At 49.7% G+C, this 24234-nt stretch carries 21 protein-coding genes and 2 tRNA genes; 15 read left to right on the forward strand and 8 right to left on the reverse strand.

What is annotated here, in order from left to right; translation table 11 throughout:
• Positions 1–2 precede the first annotated feature (2 nt).
• Both WFL93_RS12670 and WFL93_RS12675 read left to right on the forward strand, forming a co-directional pair.
• Positions 3–1925: a DNA topoisomerase III gene (locus WFL93_RS12670; RefSeq protein WP_336778277.1), complete on the forward strand. Its 1923-nt coding sequence runs from the start codon at positions 3–5 to the stop codon at positions 1923–1925.
• Positions 1925–2221 carry a YnjH family protein gene (locus WFL93_RS12675; RefSeq protein ID WP_007889714.1) on the forward strand — a complete coding sequence of 99 codons (297 nt, stop codon included), beginning with the start codon at positions 1925–1927 and terminating at the stop codon, positions 2219–2221. Before WFL93_RS12670 ends, WFL93_RS12675 begins: the two co-directional genes overlap by 1 nt.
• Positions 2222–2255: 34 nt before the next feature.
• Here the strand turns inward: WFL93_RS12675 and xthA are convergent, their stop codons facing one another.
• The 5 genes from xthA to WFL93_RS12700 all read right to left on the reverse strand — a co-directional run bounded on the left by xthA (position 2256) and on the right by WFL93_RS12700 (position 4894).
• Positions 2256–3062, reverse strand: a complete 807-nt coding sequence (xthA, locus tag WFL93_RS12680) for an exodeoxyribonuclease III (protein ID WP_180821911.1) — start codon at positions 3060–3062, stop codon at positions 2256–2258.
• 116 nt (positions 3063–3178) lie between these two features.
• Positions 3179–3263 (reverse strand) — tRNA-Tyr (locus WFL93_RS12685).
• A 40-nt stretch (positions 3264–3303) separates the two neighbouring features.
• Positions 3304–3388, reverse strand: a tRNA-Tyr gene (locus WFL93_RS12690).
• 144 nt (positions 3389–3532) lie between these two features.
• Positions 3533–4381: a formyltetrahydrofolate deformylase gene (purU, locus tag WFL93_RS12695; protein ID WP_007892358.1), complete on the reverse strand. Its 849-nt coding sequence runs from the start codon at positions 4379–4381 to the stop codon at positions 3533–3535.
• 57 nt (positions 4382–4438) lie between these two features.
• Positions 4439–4894, reverse strand: coding sequence for a YchJ family protein (locus tag WFL93_RS12700; RefSeq protein WP_336778278.1), 456 nt, complete (start codon positions 4892–4894; stop codon positions 4439–4441).
• A gap of 96 nt (positions 4895–4990) precedes the next feature.
• Here WFL93_RS12700 and rssA point away from each other — a divergent pair, with 96 nt between their 5' ends.
• The 5 genes from rssA to WFL93_RS12725 all read left to right on the forward strand — a co-directional run bounded on the left by rssA (position 4991) and on the right by WFL93_RS12725 (position 10502).
• A complete protein-coding gene (gene rssA, locus WFL93_RS12705; RefSeq protein WP_007892360.1) occupies positions 4991–5896 on the forward strand; it encodes a patatin-like phospholipase RssA in 906 nt (301 codons plus the stop codon).
• Positions 5897–5998: 102 nt separating this feature from the next.
• Positions 5999–7015, forward strand: a complete 1017-nt coding sequence (rssB, locus tag WFL93_RS12710; protein ID WP_007892361.1) for a two-component system response regulator RssB — start codon at positions 5999–6001, stop codon at positions 7013–7015.
• A gap of 193 nt (positions 7016–7208) precedes the next feature.
• Positions 7209–8117 (forward strand): UTP--glucose-1-phosphate uridylyltransferase GalU, encoded by a 909-nt coding sequence (galU, locus tag WFL93_RS12715; RefSeq protein ID WP_007892362.1) that lies wholly within the window; start codon positions 7209–7211, stop codon positions 8115–8117.
• A gap of 23 nt (positions 8118–8140) precedes the next feature.
• On the forward strand, positions 8141–9484 hold the full coding sequence (locus WFL93_RS12720) for a UDP-glucose dehydrogenase family protein (protein WP_007892363.1): 1344 nt from the start codon (positions 8141–8143) through the stop codon (positions 9482–9484).
• A gap of 10 nt (positions 9485–9494) precedes the next feature.
• Positions 9495–10502: an NAD-dependent epimerase gene (locus WFL93_RS12725; RefSeq protein WP_336778279.1), complete on the forward strand. Its 1008-nt coding sequence runs from the start codon at positions 9495–9497 to the stop codon at positions 10500–10502.
• A 96-nt stretch (positions 10503–10598) separates the two neighbouring features.
• Here the strand turns inward: WFL93_RS12725 and hns are convergent, their stop codons facing one another.
• Entirely contained in the window at positions 10599–11006 is a 408-nt protein-coding gene (gene hns, locus WFL93_RS12730; RefSeq protein ID WP_336778280.1) for a histone-like nucleoid-structuring protein H-NS, read from the reverse strand.
• A 414-nt stretch (positions 11007–11420) separates the two neighbouring features.
• On the opposite strand from hns, the gene tdk reads away from it, so the two are divergent.
• A complete protein-coding gene (gene tdk / locus WFL93_RS12735) occupies positions 11421–12041 on the forward strand; it encodes a thymidine kinase (protein ID WP_336778281.1) in 621 nt (206 codons plus the stop codon).
• A 60-nt stretch (positions 12042–12101) separates the two neighbouring features.
• Here tdk and adhE read toward each other — a convergent pair whose 3' ends face one another.
• Positions 12102–14777, reverse strand: a complete 2676-nt coding sequence (adhE, locus tag WFL93_RS12740) for a bifunctional acetaldehyde-CoA/alcohol dehydrogenase (RefSeq protein WP_007892370.1) — start codon at positions 14775–14777, stop codon at positions 12102–12104.
• A gap of 445 nt (positions 14778–15222) precedes the next feature.
• Here adhE and WFL93_RS12745 point away from each other — a divergent pair, with 445 nt between their 5' ends.
• From WFL93_RS12745 to oppF, 7 genes are all read left to right on the forward strand, one after another.
• Positions 15223–15870 (forward strand): YchE family NAAT transporter, encoded by a 648-nt coding sequence (locus tag WFL93_RS12745; protein WP_007892371.1) that lies wholly within the window; start codon positions 15223–15225, stop codon positions 15868–15870.
• 571 nt (positions 15871–16441) lie between these two features.
• A complete protein-coding gene (locus tag WFL93_RS12750) occupies positions 16442–18076 on the forward strand; it encodes an ABC transporter substrate-binding protein (RefSeq protein WP_336778282.1) in 1635 nt (544 codons plus the stop codon).
• 159 nt (positions 18077–18235) lie between these two features.
• Entirely contained in the window at positions 18236–19876 is a 1641-nt protein-coding gene (oppA, locus tag WFL93_RS12755; protein WP_336778283.1) for an oligopeptide ABC transporter substrate-binding protein OppA, read from the forward strand.
• 80 nt (positions 19877–19956) lie between these two features.
• Positions 19957–20877, forward strand: coding sequence for an oligopeptide ABC transporter permease OppB (oppB, locus tag WFL93_RS12760; protein ID WP_336778284.1), 921 nt, complete (start codon positions 19957–19959; stop codon positions 20875–20877).
• A 15-nt stretch (positions 20878–20892) separates the two neighbouring features.
• Positions 20893–21801, forward strand: a complete 909-nt coding sequence (gene oppC / locus WFL93_RS12765; protein ID WP_007892380.1) for an oligopeptide ABC transporter permease OppC — start codon at positions 20893–20895, stop codon at positions 21799–21801.
• A gap of 11 nt (positions 21802–21812) precedes the next feature.
• The gene (locus WFL93_RS12770; RefSeq protein ID WP_007892382.1) at positions 21813–22832 is read left to right on the forward strand and encodes an ABC transporter ATP-binding protein; all 1020 of its coding nucleotides are present in this window, start codon (positions 21813–21815) and stop codon (positions 22830–22832) included.
• Positions 22829–23833 (forward strand): murein tripeptide/oligopeptide ABC transporter ATP binding protein OppF, encoded by a 1005-nt coding sequence (gene oppF, locus WFL93_RS12775; RefSeq protein WP_007892384.1) that lies wholly within the window; start codon positions 22829–22831, stop codon positions 23831–23833. Before WFL93_RS12770 ends, oppF begins: the two co-directional genes overlap by 4 nt.
• A gap of 46 nt (positions 23834–23879) precedes the next feature.
• Here the strand turns inward: oppF and WFL93_RS12780 are convergent, their stop codons facing one another.
• Positions 23880–24209 carry an HI1450 family dsDNA-mimic protein gene (locus tag WFL93_RS12780; RefSeq protein WP_196761379.1) on the reverse strand — a complete coding sequence of 110 codons (330 nt, stop codon included), beginning with the start codon at positions 24207–24209 and terminating at the stop codon, positions 23880–23882.
• Between the last annotated feature and the right edge of the window lie 25 nt (positions 24210–24234).

The following is a 24234-nucleotide window of genomic DNA, read 5'->3' on the forward strand; positions in this document are numbered from 1 at the left end:
TCATGCGTTTGTTTATTGCCGAAAAACCCAGCTTAGCGCGTGCGATTGCCGACGTGTTGCCGAAGCCGCATCGACGCGGCGACGGCTATATTGCCTGTGGGAATGACCAGGTTGTGACCTGGTGTGTCGGGCACCTGCTGGAGCAGGCGCAACCCGACAGTTATGACAGCCGCTATGCGCGCTGGAATCTGGCCGATTTGCCGATCATTCCGGAAAAGTGGCGCTTGCAGCCGCGTCCCTCGGTGGCGAAGCAGCTGAAAGTTATTGAAGGATTGTTGCAGCAAGCCAGCATGGTAGTGCATGCGGGTGACCCCGACCGTGAAGGGCAACTGCTGGTGGATGAAGTGCTGGATTATCTGCAACTCGCGCCAGAAAAACGCCAAACGGTACAGCGTTGCCTGATTAACGATCTCAATCCTTCGGCAGTGGAGCGTGCCGTCGGACGCTTACGTGAGAACCGTGAATTCATTCCACTCTGTGTGTCTGCGCTAGCGCGGTCGCGTGCTGACTGGCTGTATGGCATCAATATGACCCGCGCATGGACCTTGCTGGGGCGTAATGCCGGTTACGATGGCGTGCTGTCGGTCGGCCGTGTACAAACGCCGGTACTGGGTTTGGTGGTGCGGCGTGATGAAGAGATTGAGAACTTTATCCCGAAGGATTACTTCGAAGTCAAAGCGCACATCGTTACGCCAAAAGAAGAACGTTTTGTTGCCAGCTGGGTGCCGAGCGATGCCTGTGAACCCTGGCAGGATGAAGAGGGGCGGCTGCTGCACCGTCCGCTGGCAGATCATGTGCTAGAGCGCATCAATGGCAAACCTGCGCTAGTCACCGGATACAACGATAAACGTGAATCCGATACCGCGCCGCTGCCTTTCTCTCTGTCTGGCCTGCAGATTGAGGCGGGAAAGCGTTATGGCCTCAGTGCGCAGAATGTGCTGGATTGCTGCCAGCGCCTGTACGAAACCCATAAACTGATTACTTACCCACGTTCCGATAGCCGTTATCTGCCCGATGAGCATTTTGCCGGGCGCCATGCAGTATTGAACGCGATTCAGGCCCATCAGCCTAATCTGACACCGCCAACGGACTTCAACCCCGATCAGAAGAACCGCTGTTGGGATGATAAAAAAGTCGATGCACACCACGCCATTATCCCCACCGCGCGCGCCAGTAAGGTTAATCTGACCGAAAATGAAGCCAACATTTACGGCTTGATAGCGCGCCAATATCTCATGCAGTTTTGTCCCGATGCGGTGTTCCGCAAGTGCGTTATTGACCTCGATATTGGCGGCGGCAAGTTTATTGCCAAAGCACGTTTTCTGGCAGAAGCCGGCTGGCGCGCATTATTAGGCAGCAAAGAGCGCGATGAGGAGAATGATGGCACGCCCTTGCCGGTGGTAAGTAAAGGTGATGAGTTGCTCTGTGAGCGCGGCGAAGTGCTGGCCAAACAAACGCAACCGCCACGCCCGTTCACTGATGCCACCTTATTATCAGCTATGACCGGTATTGCACGCTTCGTGCAGGATAAAGAATTAAAGAAAGTCCTGCGCGCAACCGATGGTTTAGGTACGGAGGCGACGCGAGCAGGTATTATTGAATTACTGTTTCGCCGCACTTTCCTGGTGAAAAAAGGTCGCTATATTCACTCGACAGAGGCGGGCAGGGCGCTGATTCATGCGTTGCCTGAAATGGCTGCGCGGCCGGATATGACGGCGCAGTGGGAATCGACGCTGACGCGCATCAGTGAAAAAGCCTGCCGCTACGATGAGTTTATGCAACCGCTGGTCAGCACCTTAATCGGGTTGATTGGTGAAGCACGCCAGCGTCCGTCGCTACAGGCCTTTCGCGGATTGACTGCGCCTGGGCTAAAAAAGAGAGCTAAACCGAAAACGGCTCGTCGCAAAACCAAGGAGACAGAGTGATGCGTTATGCAATGTTGCTGCTGAGCGGACTGTTGTTATGCAGTACCTCTGCGCTGGCCAACCGCCAGCCGGAGAGTAATCGTATGGGCAATACGGATGTGGTGGTGGATATGCCTGACGAAGTGTGGACGCAGGGCAAAAACAGTCGCCAAAGCGACTGCATGCAGTGCTGTACCTATGAGAATCGTAGCTATTCTGAAGGTGCGGTGGTGAAGGCGGAAGGTGTGCTGTTGCAATGTGGACGGGACGAAAAAGTCTTGGGCACAAATCCACTCATCTGGAAGATCATCAAATAAAAACAGCGTGGCGATTTACCGCCACGCCGTTTCCTCACAGCTTAAACGTCGACCAAACGGGCGCGTGATCAGACGGTTTTTCCATACTACGGATGTCGTAATCGATACCGCTCTCAATACAACGTGACGCCAGTGGCTGGCTCGCTAGTAACAGATCGATGCGTAACCCACGATTATCATCAAAGCCTTTTGAGCGGTAGTCAAACCACGAGAAGCGGTCGTTGGTTGCCGGGAATTTGTCGCGCCAGGTATCAACCAACCCCCACTGCAGTAAGCGATCCATCCATTCACGCTCTTCTGGCAGGAACGAACATTTACCGGTGCGCAGCCAACGCTTGCGATTCTCTTCACCAATGCCGATATCAAAATCGGTGCTGCTGATGTTCATATCACCCATGATCAACACCGGTTTATCGACGGCTAATTGCTGCTCAAGATAGCTTTGCAGATCGCGATAAAACTTCTCTTTGGCGGGGAATTTGGTGGGGTGGTCACGGCTTTCTCCTTGTGGGAAATAGCCGTTAATTACGGTGATATCGCCTATCGGGCTGGGGATTTCCGCCATGATCAAACGACGCTGCGCATCTTCTTCATCGCCGGGGAAACCACGGCTCACGCTTATCGGCTCCGCTTTCGTCAGCAGTGCGACACCATAATGACCTTTTTGCCCGTGATAAAATACGTGATAGCCCAGTTTGCTGACGTCCTCGAGCGGGAACATATCGTCATGCACTTTGGTTTCCTGCAAGCCGATAACATCGGGTTGATGCTGCTCAACCAGCGCTTCTAATTGATGAGGGCGCGCACGCAAGCCGTTGATGTTGAAAGAGACAAATTTCATTTCGCTGCCATTTCTATCCGCAAAAGTATGGCGCGATGGTAACGAGTTTTTAGGTAAATGTCATGATGTGTAGAGAGAGAAAACAAGGATTAAAGCTGAGATAGGAGAATATTCGGTGGTGGTGGGAGAAGGATTCGAACCTTCGAAGTCTGTGACGGCAGATTTACAGTCTGCTCCCTTTGGCCGCTCGGGAATCCCACCAGGGATGTTGCTTGTTGTGGCTTCAGAGAGACGATTCAGATGGTGGTGGGAGAAGGATTCGAACCTTCGAAGTCTGTGACGGCAGATTTACAGTCTGCTCCCTTTGGCCGCTCGGGAATCCCACCACTGGCCTGAATCATTGCGTCTTAAAGCGGGGCGCATCATACCAAATGCACTCAGCCTGTAAAGCGCCGTCACATAAAATAAAAATCGTTTGTCCACTTTTTACGCGTGGCGCTGAAGAGTTGAACAGCTCAGCGCCAAAGTGGTTAAAGAATGATCGTGCGATTGCCGTAAACGAATACGCGTTGGCCCAGAACTTTATACAGTGCGCGGCTCAACACATTTTTCTCAACGTCACGTCCAGCACGCATCATCTCTTCTGCGGTATAGCTGTGATCGACGTTAATTACGTCCTGCATGATGATCGGACCTTCATCAAGATTATCATTTACATAGTGCGCGGTTGCGCCAATGATTTTCACACCACGCTCGTACGCCTGATGATACGGACGCGCACCGATAAACGCTGGCAAGAAAGAGTGGTGAATATTGATGATCTGGTTTGGATAGCGCTGAACGAAGGCTGGCGTTAATACACGCATGTATTTGGCCAATACCACGTAATCCGGCTGATAGCGGTCAATTTCGTCCGCCATACGGTTATCGTGCTCTTCACGCGTGTGACCTTCGTGGCTAACCAACACAAACGGAATGTCGAAACGTTCAACCAGCGAGCGCAGGGTTTCGTGGTTACCGATGACCGCTGCAATCTCCATATCGAGACCGCCAAACGCACTTTTCATCAGCAGGTCGCCAAGGCAGTGTGCCTCTTTGGTTACCAGAATCACCACACGGCGGCGTCCGGCACTTTGCAACTCACGGACTGAACCGGTTGGCAGCGCGCTATCGAGATCGGCCAACAAGGTGTTGTCGTTGAAAATCCCTTCCAGCTCTGTGCGCATGAAAAAGCGCCCGGTACGGTGATCGACAAACTCATTGTTCTGCACAATGTTAAGTTCGTGCTTGTAGCAAATGTTGGTGATCTTGGCGATCAGACCTTTCGCATCAGGGCAAATGGTTCGTAAAACTTTTCGTTGGATGGTTTGCGCTTGCATCTCGATCAGAGTCCTGTCAAAGCGATGAATGGTAAAGCCGTTGTGTATCTGTCCAGATTAGCCACAACATTTTTTGTATTTTTTATCGGAGCCACAAGGACAGCGATCGTTACGTCCTAACTCAGGCGTTGTTCCGTCAACATAGTACCAGCGTTGATCCTCGCGAAGAAAGCGCGAACATTCATAGATCGCTGAAGTACGGCCTTTTTCGAGGTAACGCGCAAAAAACGTTACAAAGGCTTCATTCTCATGGCTTCCATCATTACAACGAGTTACATTCAAACCCAGCCATTCAGTACCGGAAAAACTTTCAGATAATAACGTTTCAAGGTCGGCCACGCGTTTACTGGAGTGCCAGGTCGCAGCCAACCACGCAGCATTTTTAACGACATAGGCACTGTAACGTGAGCGCATCAACTGTTCCGCGCTGGACGGGTTCGCTTGGCCATTCAGATAGGGTTGGCAACATAAGCTATACTCCTTTCCGCTGCAGCAAGGGCACTTTTCAGACACGTCATCTCCTGGAAGTGATTAAAGTAAATTAAAGCGTGCGCTATGGTAGCCGACTGTCAGGCGTGATGCTACGTACCAGGCTAATCACGAGGTGAGATGAGAAAAGTCAGGATTGGGCTGGCACTAGGTTCAGGTGCCGCTAAAGGATGGTCACACATCGGCGTAATTACTGCGCTCGAGCGCGCGGGGATTGAAATCGATGTGGTGGCGGGTTGTTCAGTGGGTGCGCTAGTTGGCTCGGCCTACGTAAATGGTCGGCTGGGCGTGATGGAAAAATGGGTGAGCGCATTTCGTTACTGGGACGTTATCCGCTTGATGGATCTCTCCTGGCAGCGCGGCGGGTTGCTGCGCGGCGATAGGGTGTTCAGCCATATTCGACAGCTCATTCCAAATGAACTTATTGATGACTGCGGTAAACCTTTTGGCGTAGTGGCTACCAATTTGAGTACCGGACGAGAAGTGTGGTTGACCGAGGGCGATTTGCATCAAGCTGTGCGCGCGTCCTGTAGTATGCCAGGCTTATTACCACCTATCGCTTACAATGGGTATTGGTTAGTAGATGGAGCAGTGGTTAATCCTGTGCCAATCTCACTAACCCGTGCGTTGGGTGCCGATATTGTTATTGCTGTTGATTTACAGCACGACGCGCACCTGATGCAGCAGGATCTACTATCAGTAACGCCGCAAAGCGGTGAAGAAGCGGCGGCAGTTGAAGCGCTGAGTTGGGGTAAAAAATTGCGTCAACGCATTGTGGGTTTGACGCATCGCCGAGCTAATCAAACGCCGGGTGCGATGGAGATTATGTCTACATCCATTCAGGTACTGGAAAATCGTCTGAAACGTAACCGCATGGCGGGCGACCCGCCGGATGTGCTGATTCAGCCGTTTTGTCCACAAATTTCCACACTGGACTTCCATCGTGCAGAAGAAGCCATCGCGGCAGGCAAGGCCGCCGTTGAGAAGAAAATGGATGAACTATTACCGCTGGTCCGTGGCAGATAGTCAGGTTGTTCATTCACAAGTGTTGCTACTTCAGTCGATTCTGAAAGGCGCAACTGCATTTTATGAACCACTATTGAATTATCTGGTACGCAGGGGGAGAGAATGGAAAAACCGCTAATCGGCAAAAAGATTCTCATTGTCGAAGATGAGGTCGTTTTCCGTTCATTGATAGACAATTTACTGACAAGTTTGGGCGCAAGCACGCTTGAAGCTGGTGATGGCCTTGATGGTTTGACCTTACTGTCCGCACAGTCAGTTGATTTGGTTATTTGCGATCTTGAAATGCCGCGCATGGGGGGCATTCCGTTTGTTGAACGCATTCGTACGCGCGGCAACAACGTGCCCATTTTGATTATCTCTGCCACACAAAATATGGCGGATATTGCGCATGTATTGCGATTGGGCGTTCAGGATGTGTTGTTGAAACCGCTTAAAAACCTTGAACGCTTCAGAGAGGCCGTATTCGAGTGTCTTTATCCATCGATGTTCACTTCAAAGGTGGAGGAAGATGAGCAGCTTTTTCAGGATTGGGATGCTCTGGTAAGCGATCCATTGGCCGCGTCGAAATTACTCAAACAATTACAGCCGCCGGTTCAGCAAACTATCGCCAATTGCCGTATTAATTATCGTCAGCTCACCATGGCTGAACAGCCAGGGTTAGTGCTGGATATTGCGGCATTATCTGATAACGATCTTGCATTCTACTGTCTTGATGTGACACGCGCTGGAGATAACGGTGTATTAGCCGCGCTGTTACTGCGTGCATTATTTAACGGTTTATTGCAGGAACAACTCTCTGGACAAAAGCAGCGATTGCCAGAGTTAAATGGTCTGCTGCGTCAGGTCAATATGCTATTGCGGCAGGCCAATCTCAGCGGTCAGTTCCCTTTGCTGGTGGGTTATTACCATCGACAATTGAAAAATCTGATACTGGTTTCGGCCGGTTTGAATGCCACGCTGCATATTAATACCCACCAAATTCAACTCAGTAACGGCGTGCCCCTCGGTACAATGGGCAGTACCCATCTCAACCAAATCAGCCAGCGCGCAGATGCATGGCAGTGTCATATTTGGGGTGCCGGCGGCAGGCTACGTTTGATGCTATCAGCTGAAGAATAATCAACCGGATTTAAATTTTCCGCGGGTTAAAGACAGGACCAGGGGCAAGCTTTACACTTGGGTAATAGTCTTAATTTCCGCGGATTAGCTCCATCCAGGATAAATCCGCCTGATAGTAACTGATATACTCATTTCGTTTTTAAACCGACATATCAAGTATTAACTTGAACGGCCTATTAAGAGAGGTATTTAGATGTCTGCCTATAAGACTAAAGTAAAAAAAGCGGTAATCCCTGTTGCAGGTCTCGGTACGCGTATGCTGCCTGCTACTAAAGCTATTCCAAAAGAGATGTTACCGCTGGTCGATAAGCCGTTGATCCAGTATGTCGTGAATGAGTGCATTGCAGCAGGCATTAACGAGATTGTGCTGGTTACACACTCTTCTAAAAACGCCATCGAAAACCACTTTGATACCAGTTTTGAACTGGAATCCATGCTGGAAAAACGTGTTAAACGTCAGCTGCTGGATGAAATCCAGTCAATCTGCCCACCACACGTAACCATCATGCAGGTTCGTCAGGGTATTGCCAAAGGTCTGGGCCATGCGGTGATGTGTGCACATCCACTGATTGGCGATGAGCCTTTTGCCGTTATCCTGCCAGACGTCATCATTGATGAATACGAATCTGACCCAACCAAAGATAACCTGGCAGAGATGCTGACTCGCTATGAAGAGAGCGGTCGTAGCCAGATCATGGTTGAACCTGTAGCTGATGTTACCGCTTATGGCGTGGTTGACTGCCAGGGCGCTGATCTTGCACCAGGCCAGAGCGCGCCAATGGTGGGCGTAGTTGAGAAGCCTAAAGCTTCAGAAGCTCCATCTAACCTGGCAGTAGTGGGTCGTTACGTGCTGTCTGCTGATATCTGGCCGCTGCTGGCTAAAACCCCTCCAGGCGCAGGTGGCGAAGTTCAGCTGACTGACTCCATTGCAATGCTGATGGAAAAAGAGACCGTTGAAGCTTATCACCTGAACGGCGTAAGCCATGACTGCGGTAACAAACTGGGTTACATGCAAGCCTTTGTTGAGTACGGCGTTCGCCATCCAGTATTGGGTAAAGATTTTACCCAGTGGCTCGAAGGCGCTGTAGGCAACAAAAAGTAACTCAATAAACACAGGATAATTCAATGAAAGTCACTGTATTTGGTATCGGCTATGTCGGTCTGGTTCAGGCTGCGGTGTTAGCCGAAGTCGGACATGACGTTCTCTGTATTGATGTCGACGAAAAGAAAGTCGAAAATTTAAAGAAAGGCCATATTCCGATTTTTGAACCAGGCCTGACGCCACTCGTAATGTCTAACTATGAGTCGGGTCGCCTTAAGTTCAGCACCAATGCGGAAGAAGGCGTTAATCATGGTGTGATGCAGTTCATCGCTGTGGGTACTCCACCCGATGAAGACGGTTCTGCCGATCTGAAATATGTGACTGCAGTTGCGCGCACCATTGCACAGCACATGAACGATCATAAAGTTGTTATCGACAAATCTACTGTGCCAGTGGGTACAGCGGATCGTGTTCGTGCGGTAATGACGGAAACGTTGCAAAAGCGCGATGTGAATATCGCTTTTGACGTGGTTTCAAATCCGGAATTCCTCAAGGAAGGCGCCGCAGTTAATGACTGCATGCGTCCGGAGCGTATCGTTGTCGGTACGGATAACGATGAAGTGGTTGAGCTGTTACGTGAACTGTACGAACCGTTCAACCGTAATCATGATCGTATGATTTTAATGGATATCCGCAGTGCAGAGCTGACGAAATACGCGGCAAACTGCATGCTGGCAACCAAAATCAGCTTCATGAATGAGATCTCCAACCTGGCAGAACGTCTGGGAGCCGACGTCGAGAAAGTCCGCCAGGGTATTGGTTCCGACTCGCGTATCGGTTACCACTTCATCTATCCAGGTTGTGGTTACGGCGGTTCTTGTTTCCCGAAAGACGTGCAGGCGCTGATTCGCACTGCTGAGTCTATCGGCTACACACCGCGCCTGCTACAAGCGGTAGAAGACGTTAACGATTCTCAGAAGAGCAAGCTGCCGAACTTCATCAAGCGCCATTTCGGTGACGATCTGCGCGGCAAGACCTTCGCTCTGTGGGGACTGGCATTCAAACCCAACACTGACGACATGCGTGAAGCTTCTAGCCGTGTGCTGATGGAAACGCTGTGGGAAGCGGGTGCAACGGTTCAGGCGTTTGACCCGGAAGCGATGGATGAAGCCCAGCGCGTTTACGGTCATCGTGATGATCTTAAGCTGATGGGTACTAAGGAAGCCGCGCTGCAGGGTGCGGATGGCTTAGTTATCTGTACTGAATGGCAAAACTTCCGTGCGCCAGATTTCGATGTCATCAAAAATGCGTTAAAACAACCCGTGATTTTTGATGGTCGTAACCTGTATGATCCAGAGCGTATTAGCAAACGCGGCTTCACGTACTATGCAATCGGCCGCGGAGCGTCAATTAAAACCGTAGAATAATGAGGGATGTATGAAGTTTCTGGTCACCGGCGCGGCAGGTTTTATTGGATTTCACGTTAGTCAGCGCTTGCTGGCCGCTGGTCACCAGGTTGTCGGTATCGATAACCTGAATGACTACTATGATGTCAGCCTGAAACAGGCCCGATTGGATCAGAACACTCAACATCCTGATTTTATTTTCGTAAAAATGGACCTGGCGGATCGCCAGGCCATTTCTTCTTTATTCGCTGAGCATGCGTTTGAACGCGTAATCCATTTGGGCGCTCAGGCCGGCGTACGTTATTCGATTGAAAATCCACATGCCTATGCTGATGCTAACTTAATCGGTCACCTCAATATTCTTGAAGGTTGCCGCCATCATAAGATCGGCCATCTTTTATATGCATCATCCAGTTCAGTATACGGGCTCAACCGTAAAATGCCTTTTTCAACGGACGACTCCGTTGACCATCCTGTTTCACTTTATGCGGCCACTAAAAAAGCCAACGAATTGATGTCGCACACCTATTCTCATCTTTATCAATTACCCACGACTGGGTTACGCTTCTTCACCGTTTATGGACCCTGGGGCCGTCCGGATATGGCTCTGTTCAAATTTACCCGTGCGATGTTAGCGGGTGAGCAAATTGATGTGTATAACAACGGGCAAATGACGCGCGACTTCACCTATATTGATGATATTGCAGAAGCGATCGTGCGTTTGCAGGATGTCATTCCGGCATCAGATGATAAATGGACAGTTGAAGCGGGTTCTCCAGCAAGCAGTTCAGCTCCCTATCGTGTTTTCAACATCGGTAATAGCCAACCTGTAAGTTTGATGACTTACATTGAGTCGCTGGAAAAGGCGCTGGGAATTGAGGCAAAGAAAAATATGCTGCCAATGCAACCTGGCGATGTGCTGAGCACCAGTGCTGATACCCAGCCGCTGTATGAAGCAATTAACTTCCGGCCACAAACGGGTGTGGAAGAGGGTGTGAAGCATTTTGTTGAATGGTATCGCCACTTCTACCAACAATAACTGAGCATAAAAAAAGGAAGCCTATGGCTTCCTTTTTCTTACCTGGTGGAAAGTGAATGCACAATTTGCTATTCACAATTCGAAGCACTGAAATGATTACAGCAGGAAATCGTCCAGTTGTTTTCCTTGTTCTTTAATTGCTTTTTTAATTACTGCAGGCGTCCGACCTTGACCAGTCCAGGTGCGGTTTTCACCGTTTTCGTCGACATATGAATATTTAGCAGGACGAGCAGCACGCTTGGCTTTACTGGATGTTTTGGTCTCAGATAATGCCTGCAACAATTCATTCGGATCGATTCCGTCTGCAATTAACATCTCACGATACTGTTCAAGCTTGCGGTTACGTTCGGCATTTTCCGTTTGTAGATGCGAATCTTCTTCGCGACGCTCATTGACTACAACTTCGAGTTTTTCCAGCATCTCTTCCAGCGTTTCCAGAGAGCATTCCCGAGCTTGTGCGCGCAATGTACGGATATTATTAAGAATTCTAAGTGCTTCGCTCATTGTCCTAATCCAAAATATATTAAATGGGAGTGGTTCTGCCGTCTCATAATAGTGGTGCGAAAAAATAACTGCAATAGCCAGATTTAAAAGCAAAATGTAAATTAAAAAATAAAGCGTGATTTTAGAACGATACACAAAATATATTTACGCGTTCAGTGATCTTTTTAAGCTGAGCCTTTGTACCGCATGCATTACCATCAGCTATTCCTAACACTTCACCAGTAATAGTAATGAATAAAATATCGGCATAAGTTGTACTTTGCCAAAACGTGCTTTCTTAGTATTGTTGCAGCGAAACGGCGCTTACTAACGATGTTAATTTGAGCAGATGATAAAAAGAATGCATCGCTACAGCTATACAACTTTATGCTAGACTGCGGCGCAACAGATTCAGGCTGCGATGAGATTTTGCTTATGGCTCAACTTTATTTTTATTACTCTGCGATGAATGCGGGCAAATCAACGGCTTTGCTTCAGTCTTCCTATAATTATCACGAACGCGGTATGCGTTCGCTGGTTTATACCGCTGAAATTGATGATCGCTTTGGCGCGGGCAAAGTCAGTTCACGCATCGGCCTCTCGTCTCCTGCGTTTTTATATAACGCAGAGACGAAGCTGGATCAGGATATTGCCGCCGAGCATGCTAAACAAGCGGTGCACTGTGTGTTGGTCGATGAAAGTCAATTCCTCACGCGTGACCAGGTTAAAGCGTTGTCTGATGTGGTAGATAACCTTGATATTCCGGTACTGTGTTACGGATTACGTACCGATTTTCGTGGAGAGTTGTTTGTTGGTAGCCAATACTTACTGGCGTGGGCGGATAAACTGGTTGAGTTAAAAACCATTTGTCATTGTGGCCGTAAAGCCAGCATGGTTTTACGTCTCGATGCAAACGGCAAACCTTTCAGTGAAGGCGAACAGGTCGTTATTGGTGGTAATGAGCGCTATATTTCGGTGTGCCGCAAGCACTATAAGCAAGCGATTGATGAAGGTTCGTTAAACGCGATATATGGGTCCCAACAGCCGCATGCATAGCCAACATGCCGGATAAAAAACTAAAAAACCCGCCGGAACGGGTTTTTTAGTTAAAACAATTTAAACTTTCTTCGCTTTTTTCTCGATCTTAACTTCTAGTTTAGTCTCTTCAACTCTATCGCTATAAGATTCTGAAAACTCACGTCCGTAGAAAGTATCCAGCATGATTTGTTTAAGTTCAGCAATCAGCGGATAACGTGGGTTAGCGCCAGTACATTGATCATCAAATGCGTCTTCAGCAAGTTTATCGACTTTCGCGAGGAAATCAGCTTCCTGTACACCGGCTTCGCGGATAGAAGTTGGAATGCCCAATTGGGTTTTCATCTCTTCAATCCAGGCCAGCAGTTTCTCAATTTTCTGCGCGGTACGATCTCCAGCCGCTGAAAGTCCCAGATGATCGGCAATTTCAGCATAACGACGGCGCGCTTGTGGGCGATCGTACTGACTGAATGCTGTCTGCTTAGTTGGATTGTCATTCGCGTTATAACGAATTACGTTTGAAATCAGCAGGGCATTAGCCAGTCCGTGTGGGATATGGAACTCAGAACCCAGTTTGTGCGCCATTGAGTGACATACACCTAAGAAGGCGTTAGCGAATGCGATACCCGCGATAGTTGCCGCATTATGTACACGTTCACGTGCCACAGGATTTTTAGCGCCATCGCGATAGCTGGCGGGCAGATTTTCTTTCAGCAGTTTCAGCGCTTGCAGCGCCTGGCCGTCAGAATATTCATTCGCTAATACCGACACGTAAGCTTCAAGCGAGTGCGTAACTGCATCCAGACCGCCGAAGGCGCAAAGTGAGCGCGGCATGTCCATGACCAGGTTGGCATCAACAATCGCCATATCCGGGGTGAGGGCATAGTCCGCCAATGGATATTTTTGACCAGTAGCATCATCGGTTACCACGGCAAACGGCGTTACTTCAGAACCGGTACCAGACGTGGTGGTAATAGCAATCATGCGTGCTTTGACACCCATTTTCGGGAACTTATAGATACGTTTACGGATGTCCATAAAGCGCAGCGCCAGCTCTTCGAAATGGGTTTCTGGATGTTCGTACATCACCCACATGATTTTTGCTGCATCCATCGGTGAACCACCGCCAAGCGCAATAATTACGTCCGGTTTAAAGCTGTTCATTTGCTCAGCACCTTTACGAACGATACTGAGCGTTGGATCTGCTTCTACTTCAAAGAAAACTTCTGTTTCGATGCCATGTGACTTCAGTACACGGGTGACTTGATCGGCATAGCCATTATTAAACAGGAAACGGTCGGTGACGATAAAGGCGCGTTTAGCACCATCAGTTGCGACTTCTTCAAGGGCAATTGGCAGTGAACCGCGACGGAAGTAGATAGACTTTGGAAGTTTATGCCACAACATATTCTCAGCTCGCTTGGCCACGGTTTTCTTGTTAATGAGATGTTTTGGTCCCACGTTTTCAGAAATGGAGTTACCACCCCATGAACCACAGCCGAGCGTCAGTGACGGAGCCAGTTTAAAGTTGTACAGGTCTCCGATACCGCCTTGTGAGGCCGGTGTGTTGATCAGAATACGTGCGGTCTTCATTTTGTCGCCGAAATAGTGCACGCGTTCAATCTGGTTATCCTGATCGGTATACAGACAGGATGTATGGCCGATACCGCCCATGGTCACCAGTTTTTCTGCTTTATCGACAGCGTCGTAGTAATCCTTCGCGCGATACATCGCTAATGTCGGTGACAGTTTTTCATGGGCAAATGGCTCAGATTCATCAACCAGCTTCACTTCACCAATCAGAATTTTGGTATTAGCCGGAACGCTAATGCCTGCCAATTCGGCAATCTTCGCCGCAGGCTGTCCAACTATTGCAGCGTTCAGGGCACCATTTTTCAGGATGATGTCCTGAATCGCTTTCAGCTCTTTACCTTGCAATAGGTAGCCGCCGTGGCTTGCAAAACGTTCACGCACGGCGTCGTAAGCGGAATCAACCACAATGACGGACTGTTCAGATGCACAAATGACGCCGTTATCGAAGGTTTTTGACATCAGGATAGAAGCGACAGCACGCTTGATGTCGGCCGTTTCATCAATAACGACAGGCGTATTACCTGCCCCCACACCAATTGCAGGTTTACCTGAGCTGTAAGCCGCTTTAACCATGCCCGGACCACCGGTTGCAAGGATTAAGTTAATATCCGGGTGATGCATTAATTGATTCGAAAGCTCAACCGAAGGCGCATCGATCCAGCCGATAATATCCTTTGGCGCGCCTGCTGCAATCGCCGCTTGTAGCACGATGTCTGCGGCTTTATTGGTCGCGTCTTTTGCACGTGGATGCGGGGAGAAGATAATACCGTTGCGGGTTTTAAGGCTGATCAACGCTTTAAAAATGGCGGTTGAGGTCGGGTTGGTGGTTGGCACTATGCCGCAGATCAAGCCAATCGGTTCAGCAATGGTAATTGTGCCGAAGGTATCATCAGTGGCGAGAATGCCGCAGGTTTTCTCATCTTTATAGGCGTTGTAAATGTATTCAGATGCAAAGTGGTTTTTGATGACTTTATCTTCAACAATACCCATGCCAGATTCAGCGACGGCCAGTTTGGCCAGCGGGATTCGTGCATCTGCAGCGGCGAGGGCTGCAGCGCGGAAAATTGCATCAACTTGTTCCTGACTAAAATTAGCGTACTCACGCTGTGCCTTTTTTACACGCTCAACCAGTGCATTAAGTTCGGCAACATTAGTAACGGCCATAGTGCTCTCCTGAAGGAAGTTAAACTCTTTTAGTAAACAAGCCTGAATCCAGAAGTATAGTCTCGCGATGCTTAACTATTGGTCAGGTTGGCGACAATTTGCCTTTGCTTACTAAAAGGGTTTCCTGGTCAAGATGCTTGTAAATCAGGAAATGCTTTCGATGCGGTAAGATTACCCCTGATGGGGTAGGTGAATTTTGATATAGATCAATCCAGACCCAAGCTGACACCTTTCAGCACGAACTTTCGCAAGTAAAGTTAGCGCGATGTGCCACACATTCTGAATCCGTAAGCTTCATCCACATAACCTGACATTAACCGTAGTTGAATAAACTGATATATAGCGAAAAAAGCAGCATAAATTTCTGCTCCTGGCACTGGTTTTCTGCCCGGCTTTTGCTCTACATTAAGCGCGATTTTCTTCTCACACCTTACCGGAGCTTCCTTTGAACCCCGTGCTACTCGACCTTTCCGGCTACATTAAATTTTTTGTCGGCTTGTTTGCCCTGGTGAATCCGGTAGGCATCATCCCGGTCTTTATCAGCATGACCAGCTATCAGGCTGTAGCAGAGCGCAATAAAACCAATCTCACGGCCAACCTTGCCGTGGCCATTATTCTCTGGACGTCACTGTTTCTCGGGGATGGCATCCTGCATCTATTTGGCATCTCGATTGATTCTTTCCGCATCGCAGGCGGTATTTTGGTTGTTACCATCGCGATGTCGATGATTAGCGGAAAACTGGGCGAAGATAAACAGAATAAGCAGGAGAAGTCAGAAAGCGCCATTCGCGAAAGCATTGGCGTGGTGCCACTTGCCTTGCCCTTAATGGCAGGCCCAGGTGCCATTAGCTCAACGATCGTTTGGAGCACGCGTTATCACAGTTGGCAGAACTTAATTGGCTTCACTATTGCGATTGCGATTTTCGCCTTCTGCTGCTGGCTGCTGTTTCGTGCAGCACCCTTAATGGTACGCGTACTGGGTCAAACTGGGATTAACGTCATTACCCGAATCATGGGATTATTACTGATGGCGTTGGGAATTGAATTTATTGTCACCGGCATGAAATCGATCTTCCCCGGATTACTCAATTAATCAGGTTATTTTCAGATTTTAAATGGCGATTGAACCAAAATGGTGCGCTCTGACATTTCATTGCACCATTTTGGTAATTTTATTCATGTTTCTTAACTCATTCCGTATAACATCACTTTTACTACTTACATCCCTCTGCGCATCTCAAAACTCACATCTTATTGTGATTATTGTCACAGTTTAATGCTCTGAATAATCACGTTGAATTAGAATTCATGAAAAGCGAATTACTTAATTAAAGGCAATTTATGCGTGTTTTTGTTCATTTCGCAGTTAAATGGGTAAAAACTATAAGCTAAAGATAATAATGAATAAACTTGCAGCATTAAAATCATTTAATGATTTTCAATCAATAGGTTGCATGATTTTTTGGTTTGAAAATTAACACTTCTCCTTACCTACTGAACGTGATAAAAGAGAATCTGCTAACATTTTTGCAGTTTAGCTTTGGCGTGCGGGCATCAGTTCTGATAATTTTCGGCACATCACAAATTTTTTATCTGATAGCGACAAATGTGTACGCTTTTTGCTTAAAGGCTATCGGGCTTATGATTAAGGTTGATATTTGTTGATGAAATGCATGGTAGCGCAAACGGCCGCACGTTCACTTATTGCGTTGTGCCTAACGGGAGTTTTGGTACAAAGTCAGGCAGCACAGGTACCAGCGGGTACGCAGTTATCAGATTCACAACGAATAGTGATCAATAACGGTAGCGAAGTTGCAACGCTGGACCCACAAAAAGCGGAAGGTGTGCCTGAGTCCAATGTGATGCGTAATCTGCTGGAAGGGTTGGTTGAAACCGATAATAACGGTCAACTCGTGCCGGGTGTGGCTAAGCAATGGCAAAGTAATGAAGGGCGCATCTGGACTTTTACGCTGCGTGACGATGCGCGTTGGAGTAACGGCCAGCCCGTTACAGCACAAGATTTCGTTTATAGCTGGCAGCGTCTGGCTGATGCAAAAACAGCCTCACCTTATGCCAGCTATTTGCAGGCGGCTCATGTCGCGAATATTGATGCCATTTTATCGGGCAAAGCGGCTCCCATTGATCTTGGCGTTAAAGCCTTAGACGATCATCATCTGCAAGTAACGTTATCCGAACCCGTTCCCTATTTTGTTGCCATGCTGGCTCACAGCGCGATGAAACCGGTCTATCGTCCGGCGATTGAGCAATGGGGCGAGCAGTGGACGCAACCGCAGCATTATATTGGCAATGGCGCTTTTACGCTGAATGAATGGGTAGTGAATGAAAAAATCACGGTTAAGCGCAACCCATTCTATTGGGATAATGCCCACACAGTGATTGAAGAAGGGGTGTTTTTACCGATCTCTTCGGAAAACAGTGATATTAACCGCTATCGCAGCGGCGGCACTGATATGACTAATAGCGCGGTGCCGCCTGAAATGTTTAATAAATTACAGCAGGATCTTGGGGATGAAGTCAAAATCAGCCCGCTGCTGTGTACCTTCTATTACGAAATCAATAATAAAAAAGCACCGTTCAATGATGCGCGGGTGCGCACCGCATTAAAATTAACGCTCGACCGCGACATTATTGCCAAAAAGATCATGGGACAAGGGCAGATTCCTGCCTATGGTTTGACGCCGCCATTTACCCAAGGCATTACACTTTCTCCTCCCGCCTGGGCGCAACAAACCCAGACAGCACGCAATGCCGCCGCCAAACAATTGTTAGCTGAAGCCGGTTTCAACGCGCAACATCCACTGCGATTCACGCTGCTGTATAACACCTCAGAACAGAATAAAAGGCAGGCGATTGCGGCGGCATCTATGTGGCAGAAAAACCTTGGCGCGGTGGTGACGTTGCAGAACCAGGAGTGGAAAACGTTGCTGGAAACGCGACATCAGGCGCAATACGACGTGGTTCGTGCCACCTGGTGCGCGGATTACAACGAGCCCTCAACTTTCCTCAACATGTTGCTGAGCGGCTCATCGATTAATACCGCATTTTACCAAAGCTCTGCTTTTGACCAACTCATGAAGCAAACGCTCTCTACTACGGATGAAGCTAAACGCGCCTCGCTTTATCAACAGGCTGAAGCTCAACTGGATAAAGACTCGCCGATAGTGCCGGTCTACTACCGCGTAAGCGTGCGGCTGGTGAAACCTTGGGTGGGTGGATTCACCGGTAAGGATCCGCAGGACATGCTGGCGTTGAAATACTATTACATAAAGAAACATTGAGTAATGTGGCGATCCGGCGCTACAGTCGGGCGGCACTTTACCGTGGTAAACCCTGAAGGGTGATTAGGGTCTTCGTACAGACAGGCGGAGTTCACCTGGAAACGGGGTACGCCGGGCGTTTAATCGACCTGGTGAAGATAATAAAACTGGAGCGTAATAATGAACAACATCACGAAAAAAAGCCTGATTGCTGCAGGCGTATTGGCAGCAATCGGCGCGCTGGCAGGGAATGCCGCGCTGGCAGCAACAGTGCCAGCAGGCGTTGAATTGGCAGCAAAACAGGAATTGGTTCGCGGTAACGGCGATGAAGTACAGTCGCTTGATCCACATAAGATTGAAGGTGTGCCAGAAGATAACATCGCGCGTGATCTGTATGAAGGTCTGATCACCAGCGACAGCGATGGTAAACCGGTACCGGGCGTGGCGGAAAGCTGGGAAAACAAAGATTTCAAAGTCTGGACTTTCCACCTGCGTAAGAATGCCAAATGGTCCAACGGCGAGCCGGTTACGGCACAAGATTTCGTTTACAGCTGGCAACGTCTGGTCGATCCGAAAACCGCATCGCCTTATGCCAGCTATCCGCAATATGGTCACATTGTGAATGTCGATGACATCATCGCCGGTAAAAAACCGACGTCCGAGCTGGGTGTAAAAGCCATCGACGATCACACGCTGGAAGTGACGCTGAGCGAGCCGGTACCGTACTTCTATAAGCTGCTGATCAACTCCGTTATGTCGCCGGTCTACAAACCAGCAATCGTTAAATTTGGCGACCAGTGGACCCAGCCGCCGAACTGGGTGGGCAACGGCGCTTTCAAACTTGAATCACACGTCATCAACGAACGCGTTGTGCTGGTGCGTAACACGCAGTATTGGGATAACGAACATACCGTACTGAACAAAGTCAACTTCCTGCCAATTAACTCTGAAGTCAGCGACGTTAACCGTTACTTCTCTGAAAATGGCAGCGATATTACCTACAACAACATGCCAATCGAGCTGTTTAAAAAACTGCAGCGTGACAACGGTAAAGAGTTGATGGTGAAGCCGTACCTGTGCACCTATTACTACGAAATCAACAACCAAAAAGCGCCGTTCACCGATCCACGCGTACGTACCGCACTGAAACTGGGTCTTGATCGCGACATCATGGTGAATAAGGTTCTGGCACAGGGCCAGCAACCGGCTTACAGCTTCACGCCGCCGGCTACCGATGGTATGGAACTGCTGCCGCCGGATTGGTTCAAGTGGGATCAGAACAAGCGTAACGAAGAGGCGAAAAAGCTGCTGGCCGAAGCGGGTTATACCGCTGATAAACCGCTGACCTTTAACCTGCTCTACAACACCTCCGATCTGCATAAGAAACTGGCGATCGCGGCGTCTTCCATCTGGAAGAAAAATATCGGTGTGAACATCAAGCTAGAGAACCAGGAGTGGAAAACCTTCCTGGATACGCGTCATCAGGGCAACTTTGATGTGTCTCGTGCAGCATGGTGTGCGGATTACAACGAACCTACATCGTTCCTGAATATCATGTTGTCTGATAGCAGCAGTAACACCTCGCACTATAAGAGCGCTGACTTCGATAAAGTTATCCACGATGCAGTTAAAGCTGCCGACGATAAAGCGCGCGTAGCGGATTACCAGAAAGCTGAGCAGATTCTGGATAAAGACAGCACCATTGTGCCAGTTTACTACTACGTTAACGCACGTCTGGTGAAACCTTACGTGGGTGGTTATACCGGTAACGATCCGCTGGATAAAACCGTCGATAAAAATCTGTATATCATTAAACATTAATAGCACTCAGGCTATCGATAGTGGCGGTGCTGCGTCACCGCCTTTTTACTTTGTGAAGCAACAGCCTGGTAGGTACGGCAATGTTAAAATTCATCCTGCGTCGGCTCCTGGAAGCCATCCCGACGCTGTTTATCCTCATCACCATCTCATTCTTTATGATGCGACTGGCACCCGGCAGTCCATTTACCGGCGAACGTGTGCTTTCGCCTGAAGTAATGGCCAATATCGAAGCGAAATACCATCTCAATGACCCGATTGGGAAACAGTATCTCAGCTATCTGGTCCAGCTGGCACATGGCGATTTTGGTCCATCGTTTAAATATAAAGATTATTCAGTGAACTACCTGGTAGGCCATGCCTTCCCGGTTTCAGCCAAACTCGGCCTGGCGGCATTCTTCCTTGCCGTGATGCTGGGCGTGACGGCGGGTGTCATCGCTGCCTTAAAGCAAAACAGTTTGTGGGACTATGCCGTGATGGGGGTCGCGATGACCGGCGTGGTGATCCCCAGCTTTGTCGTTGCACCTTTACTGGTGCTGGTCTTCGCGATCACTTTACGCTGGCTGCCCGGCGGTGGCTGGAACGGCGGCCAATGGAACTACATGCTGCTACCGATGGTCGCGCTCTCGCTGGCCTATATCGCTAGTATTGCGCGTATTACCCGCGGCTCGATGATTGAAGTCATGCACTCAAACTTTATCCGCACGGCACGCGCCAAGGGTTTACCGTTGAGTCGTATCGTACTGCGTCATGCGCTCAAGCCCGCCATGCTGCCGGTTCTTTCCTATATGGGACCTGCGTTTGTCGGCATCATCACCGGTTCTATGGTCATTGAATCCATCTATGGTTTGCCGGGCATTGGCCAGCTGTTCGTTAACGGGGCACTGAACCGTGACTATTCGCTGGTGATGAGTCTGACCATTCTGGTTGGCGTGCTGACCATTCTGTTTAACGCGATCGTTGATGTGCTGTACGCCGTGATCGATCCGAAAATCCGTTACTGATTGTGGAGCTCGCCCATGATGTTAAGTAAGAAAAACAGCGAAGCTCTGGATGCCTTCAGTGAAAAACTGGAAGTCGAAGGGCGCAGCCTATGGCAGGATGCGCGTCGCCGCTTTATTCACAACCGTGCTGCGTTCATCAGTCTGTTGGTGTTACTGGTGATCACGCTGTTCGTGGTGTTTGCACCGATGTTGTCGCAGTTCAAATATGACGATACCGACTGGGCGATGATGTCTGCCGCGCCGGATACCGTTTCTGGCCACTGGTTTGGTACCGACTCATCGGGACGCGATCTGCTGGTGCGCGTCGCGATTGGTGGCCGTATCTCACTGATGGTCGGCATTGCTTCCGCCTTGATCGCGGTACTGGTGGGCACGCTCTATGGCTCATTAGCCGGTTATCTGGGCGGTAAAATTGACTCAGTCATGATGCGTATCCTCGAGATCCTCAACTCCTTCCCGTTCATGTTCTTCGTCATCCTGCTGGTAACCTTTTTCGGTCGCAACATTCTGTTGATCTTTGTCGCGATTGGCATGGTGTCGTGGCTGGATATGGCGCGTATTGTGCGCGGTCAGACATTAGGCCTGAAGCGTAAAGAGTTTATCGAAGCGGCGCAGGTTGGCGGGGTGAGCACCTTCAATATCGTGCTGCGTCACATCGTGCCTAATGTGCTGGGCGTGGTGGTGGTGTATGCCTCGTTGCTGGTGCCGAGCATGATTCTGTTCGAATCATTCCTCAGCTTCCTTGGCCTTGGTACGCAGGAACCGCTCAGCAGCTGGGGCGCACTGCTCAGCGACGGCGCCAACTCAATGGAGGTGTCGCCGTGGTTGCTGATGTTCCCGGCAGGTTTCCTGGTGGTCACGCTGTTCTGTTTTAACTTTATCGGCGATGGCCTGCGTGATGCCCTCGACCCGAAAGATCGTTAAGGAGTTTCCCGATGACCATTCATGAATTTCAGCCAGCAATGGCTGCGCGTGCGGGAAACAGTAACCTGCTGCTTGATGTGAAAGATCTGCGCGTCACCTTTAGTACCCACGACGGTGATGTCACTGCTGTGAACGACCTCAATTTTTCACTGCATGCCGGTGAAACACTGGGCATTGTCGGTGAGTCCGGATCGGGTAAATCACAAACCGCGTTTGCCTTGATGGGCCTGCTGGCAAAAAATGGTCGCATTGGTGGTTCAGCCAAGTTCAACGGCGCGGAGATCCTTAATCTGCCCGAGAGCAAGCTGAACAAGCTGCGTGCCGAGCAAATTGCGATGATTTTCCAGGACCCGATGACCTCGCTCAATCCATACATGCGTGTCGGCGAGCAGTTAATGGAAGTGCTGAAGCTGCACAAAGGGATGAACAGCGCACAGGCCTTTGAAGAATCGGTGCGTATGTTGGATGCGGTAAAAATGCCGGAAGCGCGTAAGCGCATGAAGATGTTCCCGCACGAGTTCTCCGGCGGTATGCGTCAGCGTGTGATGATCGCCATGGCGCTGCTGTGTCGCCCGAAACTGTTGATTGCCGATGAACCCACCACGGCGCTCGACGTCACCGTGCAGGCGCAGATCATGACGTTGTTAAATGAGTTGAAGCGTGAATTCAACACCGCAATTGTGATGATTACCCACGATCTCGGCGTGGTTGCGGGTATCTGTGACAAAGTTCTGGTGATGTACGCCGGTCGTACCATGGAGTACGGTCGCGCACGCGATGTGTTCTATCAGCCTGCGCATCCTTATTCCATTGGGCTGTTAAGCGCGGTACCGCGTCTGGATGCCGAAGAAGGTGAGTCACTGACCACCATTCCAGGTAACCCGCCAAATTTGCTGCGCTTACCGCAAGGCTGTCCGTTCCAGCCTCGTTGCGCCTACGCCATGGATATCTGTTCCAAGGCACCGCCGCTGGAGCCTTTTGCTGAAGGTCGTCTGCGTGCCTGCTTCAAGCCGGTGGAGGAATTAGTATGAGCACCGTAGTTGAAGAGAAAAAAGTTCTGCTGGAGATCGCCGATCTCAAAGTGCATTTCGAGATTAAAGATGGCAAACAGTGGTTCTGGCAACCGCCGCACACCTTGAAAGCGGTAGATGGTGTCAGCCTGCGTCTGTACGAAGGTGAAACGCTCGGTGTCGTCGGTGAATCGGGCTGCGGTAAATCGACGCTGGCGCGCGCTATCATTGGGCTGGTGAAAGCCACTGAAGGACGTGTAGCCTGGTTAGGGCGCGATCTGCTGGGGCAAAGCCAGGAAGAGTGGCGCCAGGCACGCAGCGACATCCAGATGATCTTCCAGGATCCGCTGGCGTCGCTGAATCCGCGTATGACCATCGGCGATATCATCGCTGAACCGCTGCGCACCTATTATCCGAAGATGCCGCGCCAGGACGTGAAGGATAAGGTGAAAACCATGATGATGAAGGTTGGGCTGCTGCCAAACCTCATCAACCGTTATCCGCATGAGTTCTCTGGCGGTCAATGTCAGCGTATTGGTATTGCGCGTGCACTGATTCTCGAACCGAAGTTAATCATCTGTGATGAGCCGGTATCAGCGCTGGACGTGTCGATTCAGGCGCAGGTGGTTAACCTGCTGCAGAAGTTACAGCGCGAAATGGGGCTGTCGTTGATCTTTATCGCGCACGACCTGGCGGTGGTGAAACACATCTCCGATCGCGTGCTGGTCATGTATCTCGGTCATGCGGTTGAGCTGGGTACTTACGATGCGGTGTATAACAATCCGCAGCATCCCTATACTCGTGCGCTGATGTCAGCCGTGCCCATTCCCGACCCGGATCTGGAGAAGAATAAGCAGATTCAGCTGCTGGAAGGGGAGTTGCCGTCGCCGATTAATCCGCCATCGGGATGCGTGTTCCGTACGCGTTGTCCGATTGCCGGACCAGAGTGCGCCAAAACGCGACCGCTGCTGGAAGGCAGCTTCCGCCACGCGGTATCGTGCTTAAAAGTCGATCCGCTCTAAAACAAAACGCCGGGCAAATGCCCGGCGTTTTTCTCTCTGTCGTCGCTTACTCGCGCCAAAGGATATGGCAGAGTTTATGATCTTTTTCACGGCACAGCAGAACACGCGCAAACACATCGGTAATCGGCTCGCCGTCAGCTTCACCTAATCCAATCACCACTTCAGCGAAGAAGTCAGGGTTAAGATCAAAATCGACATGTTCCTGCCAGTCTTCTGCAGGATCGAACAGTTCTGCGCCACCGCGCTCTTCAAACTGCAAATTGAAGAGAATAATGTCAGCGGGATCGAGGTTGTCGCCAGCCAGCTCAAGAAAAATATCGTAAGCCTGCTCCAGCGTTTCATCTTCAGTAAGGCGATTATTTAAATCCATGGTCATTCCTGCTTGCCTTGAGGCGGTAATA

This window comes from Pantoea sp. USHLN256 (assembly GCF_037149875.1).
GTDB lineage: Bacteria > Pseudomonadota > Gammaproteobacteria > Enterobacterales > Enterobacteriaceae > Pantoea > Pantoea nemavictus.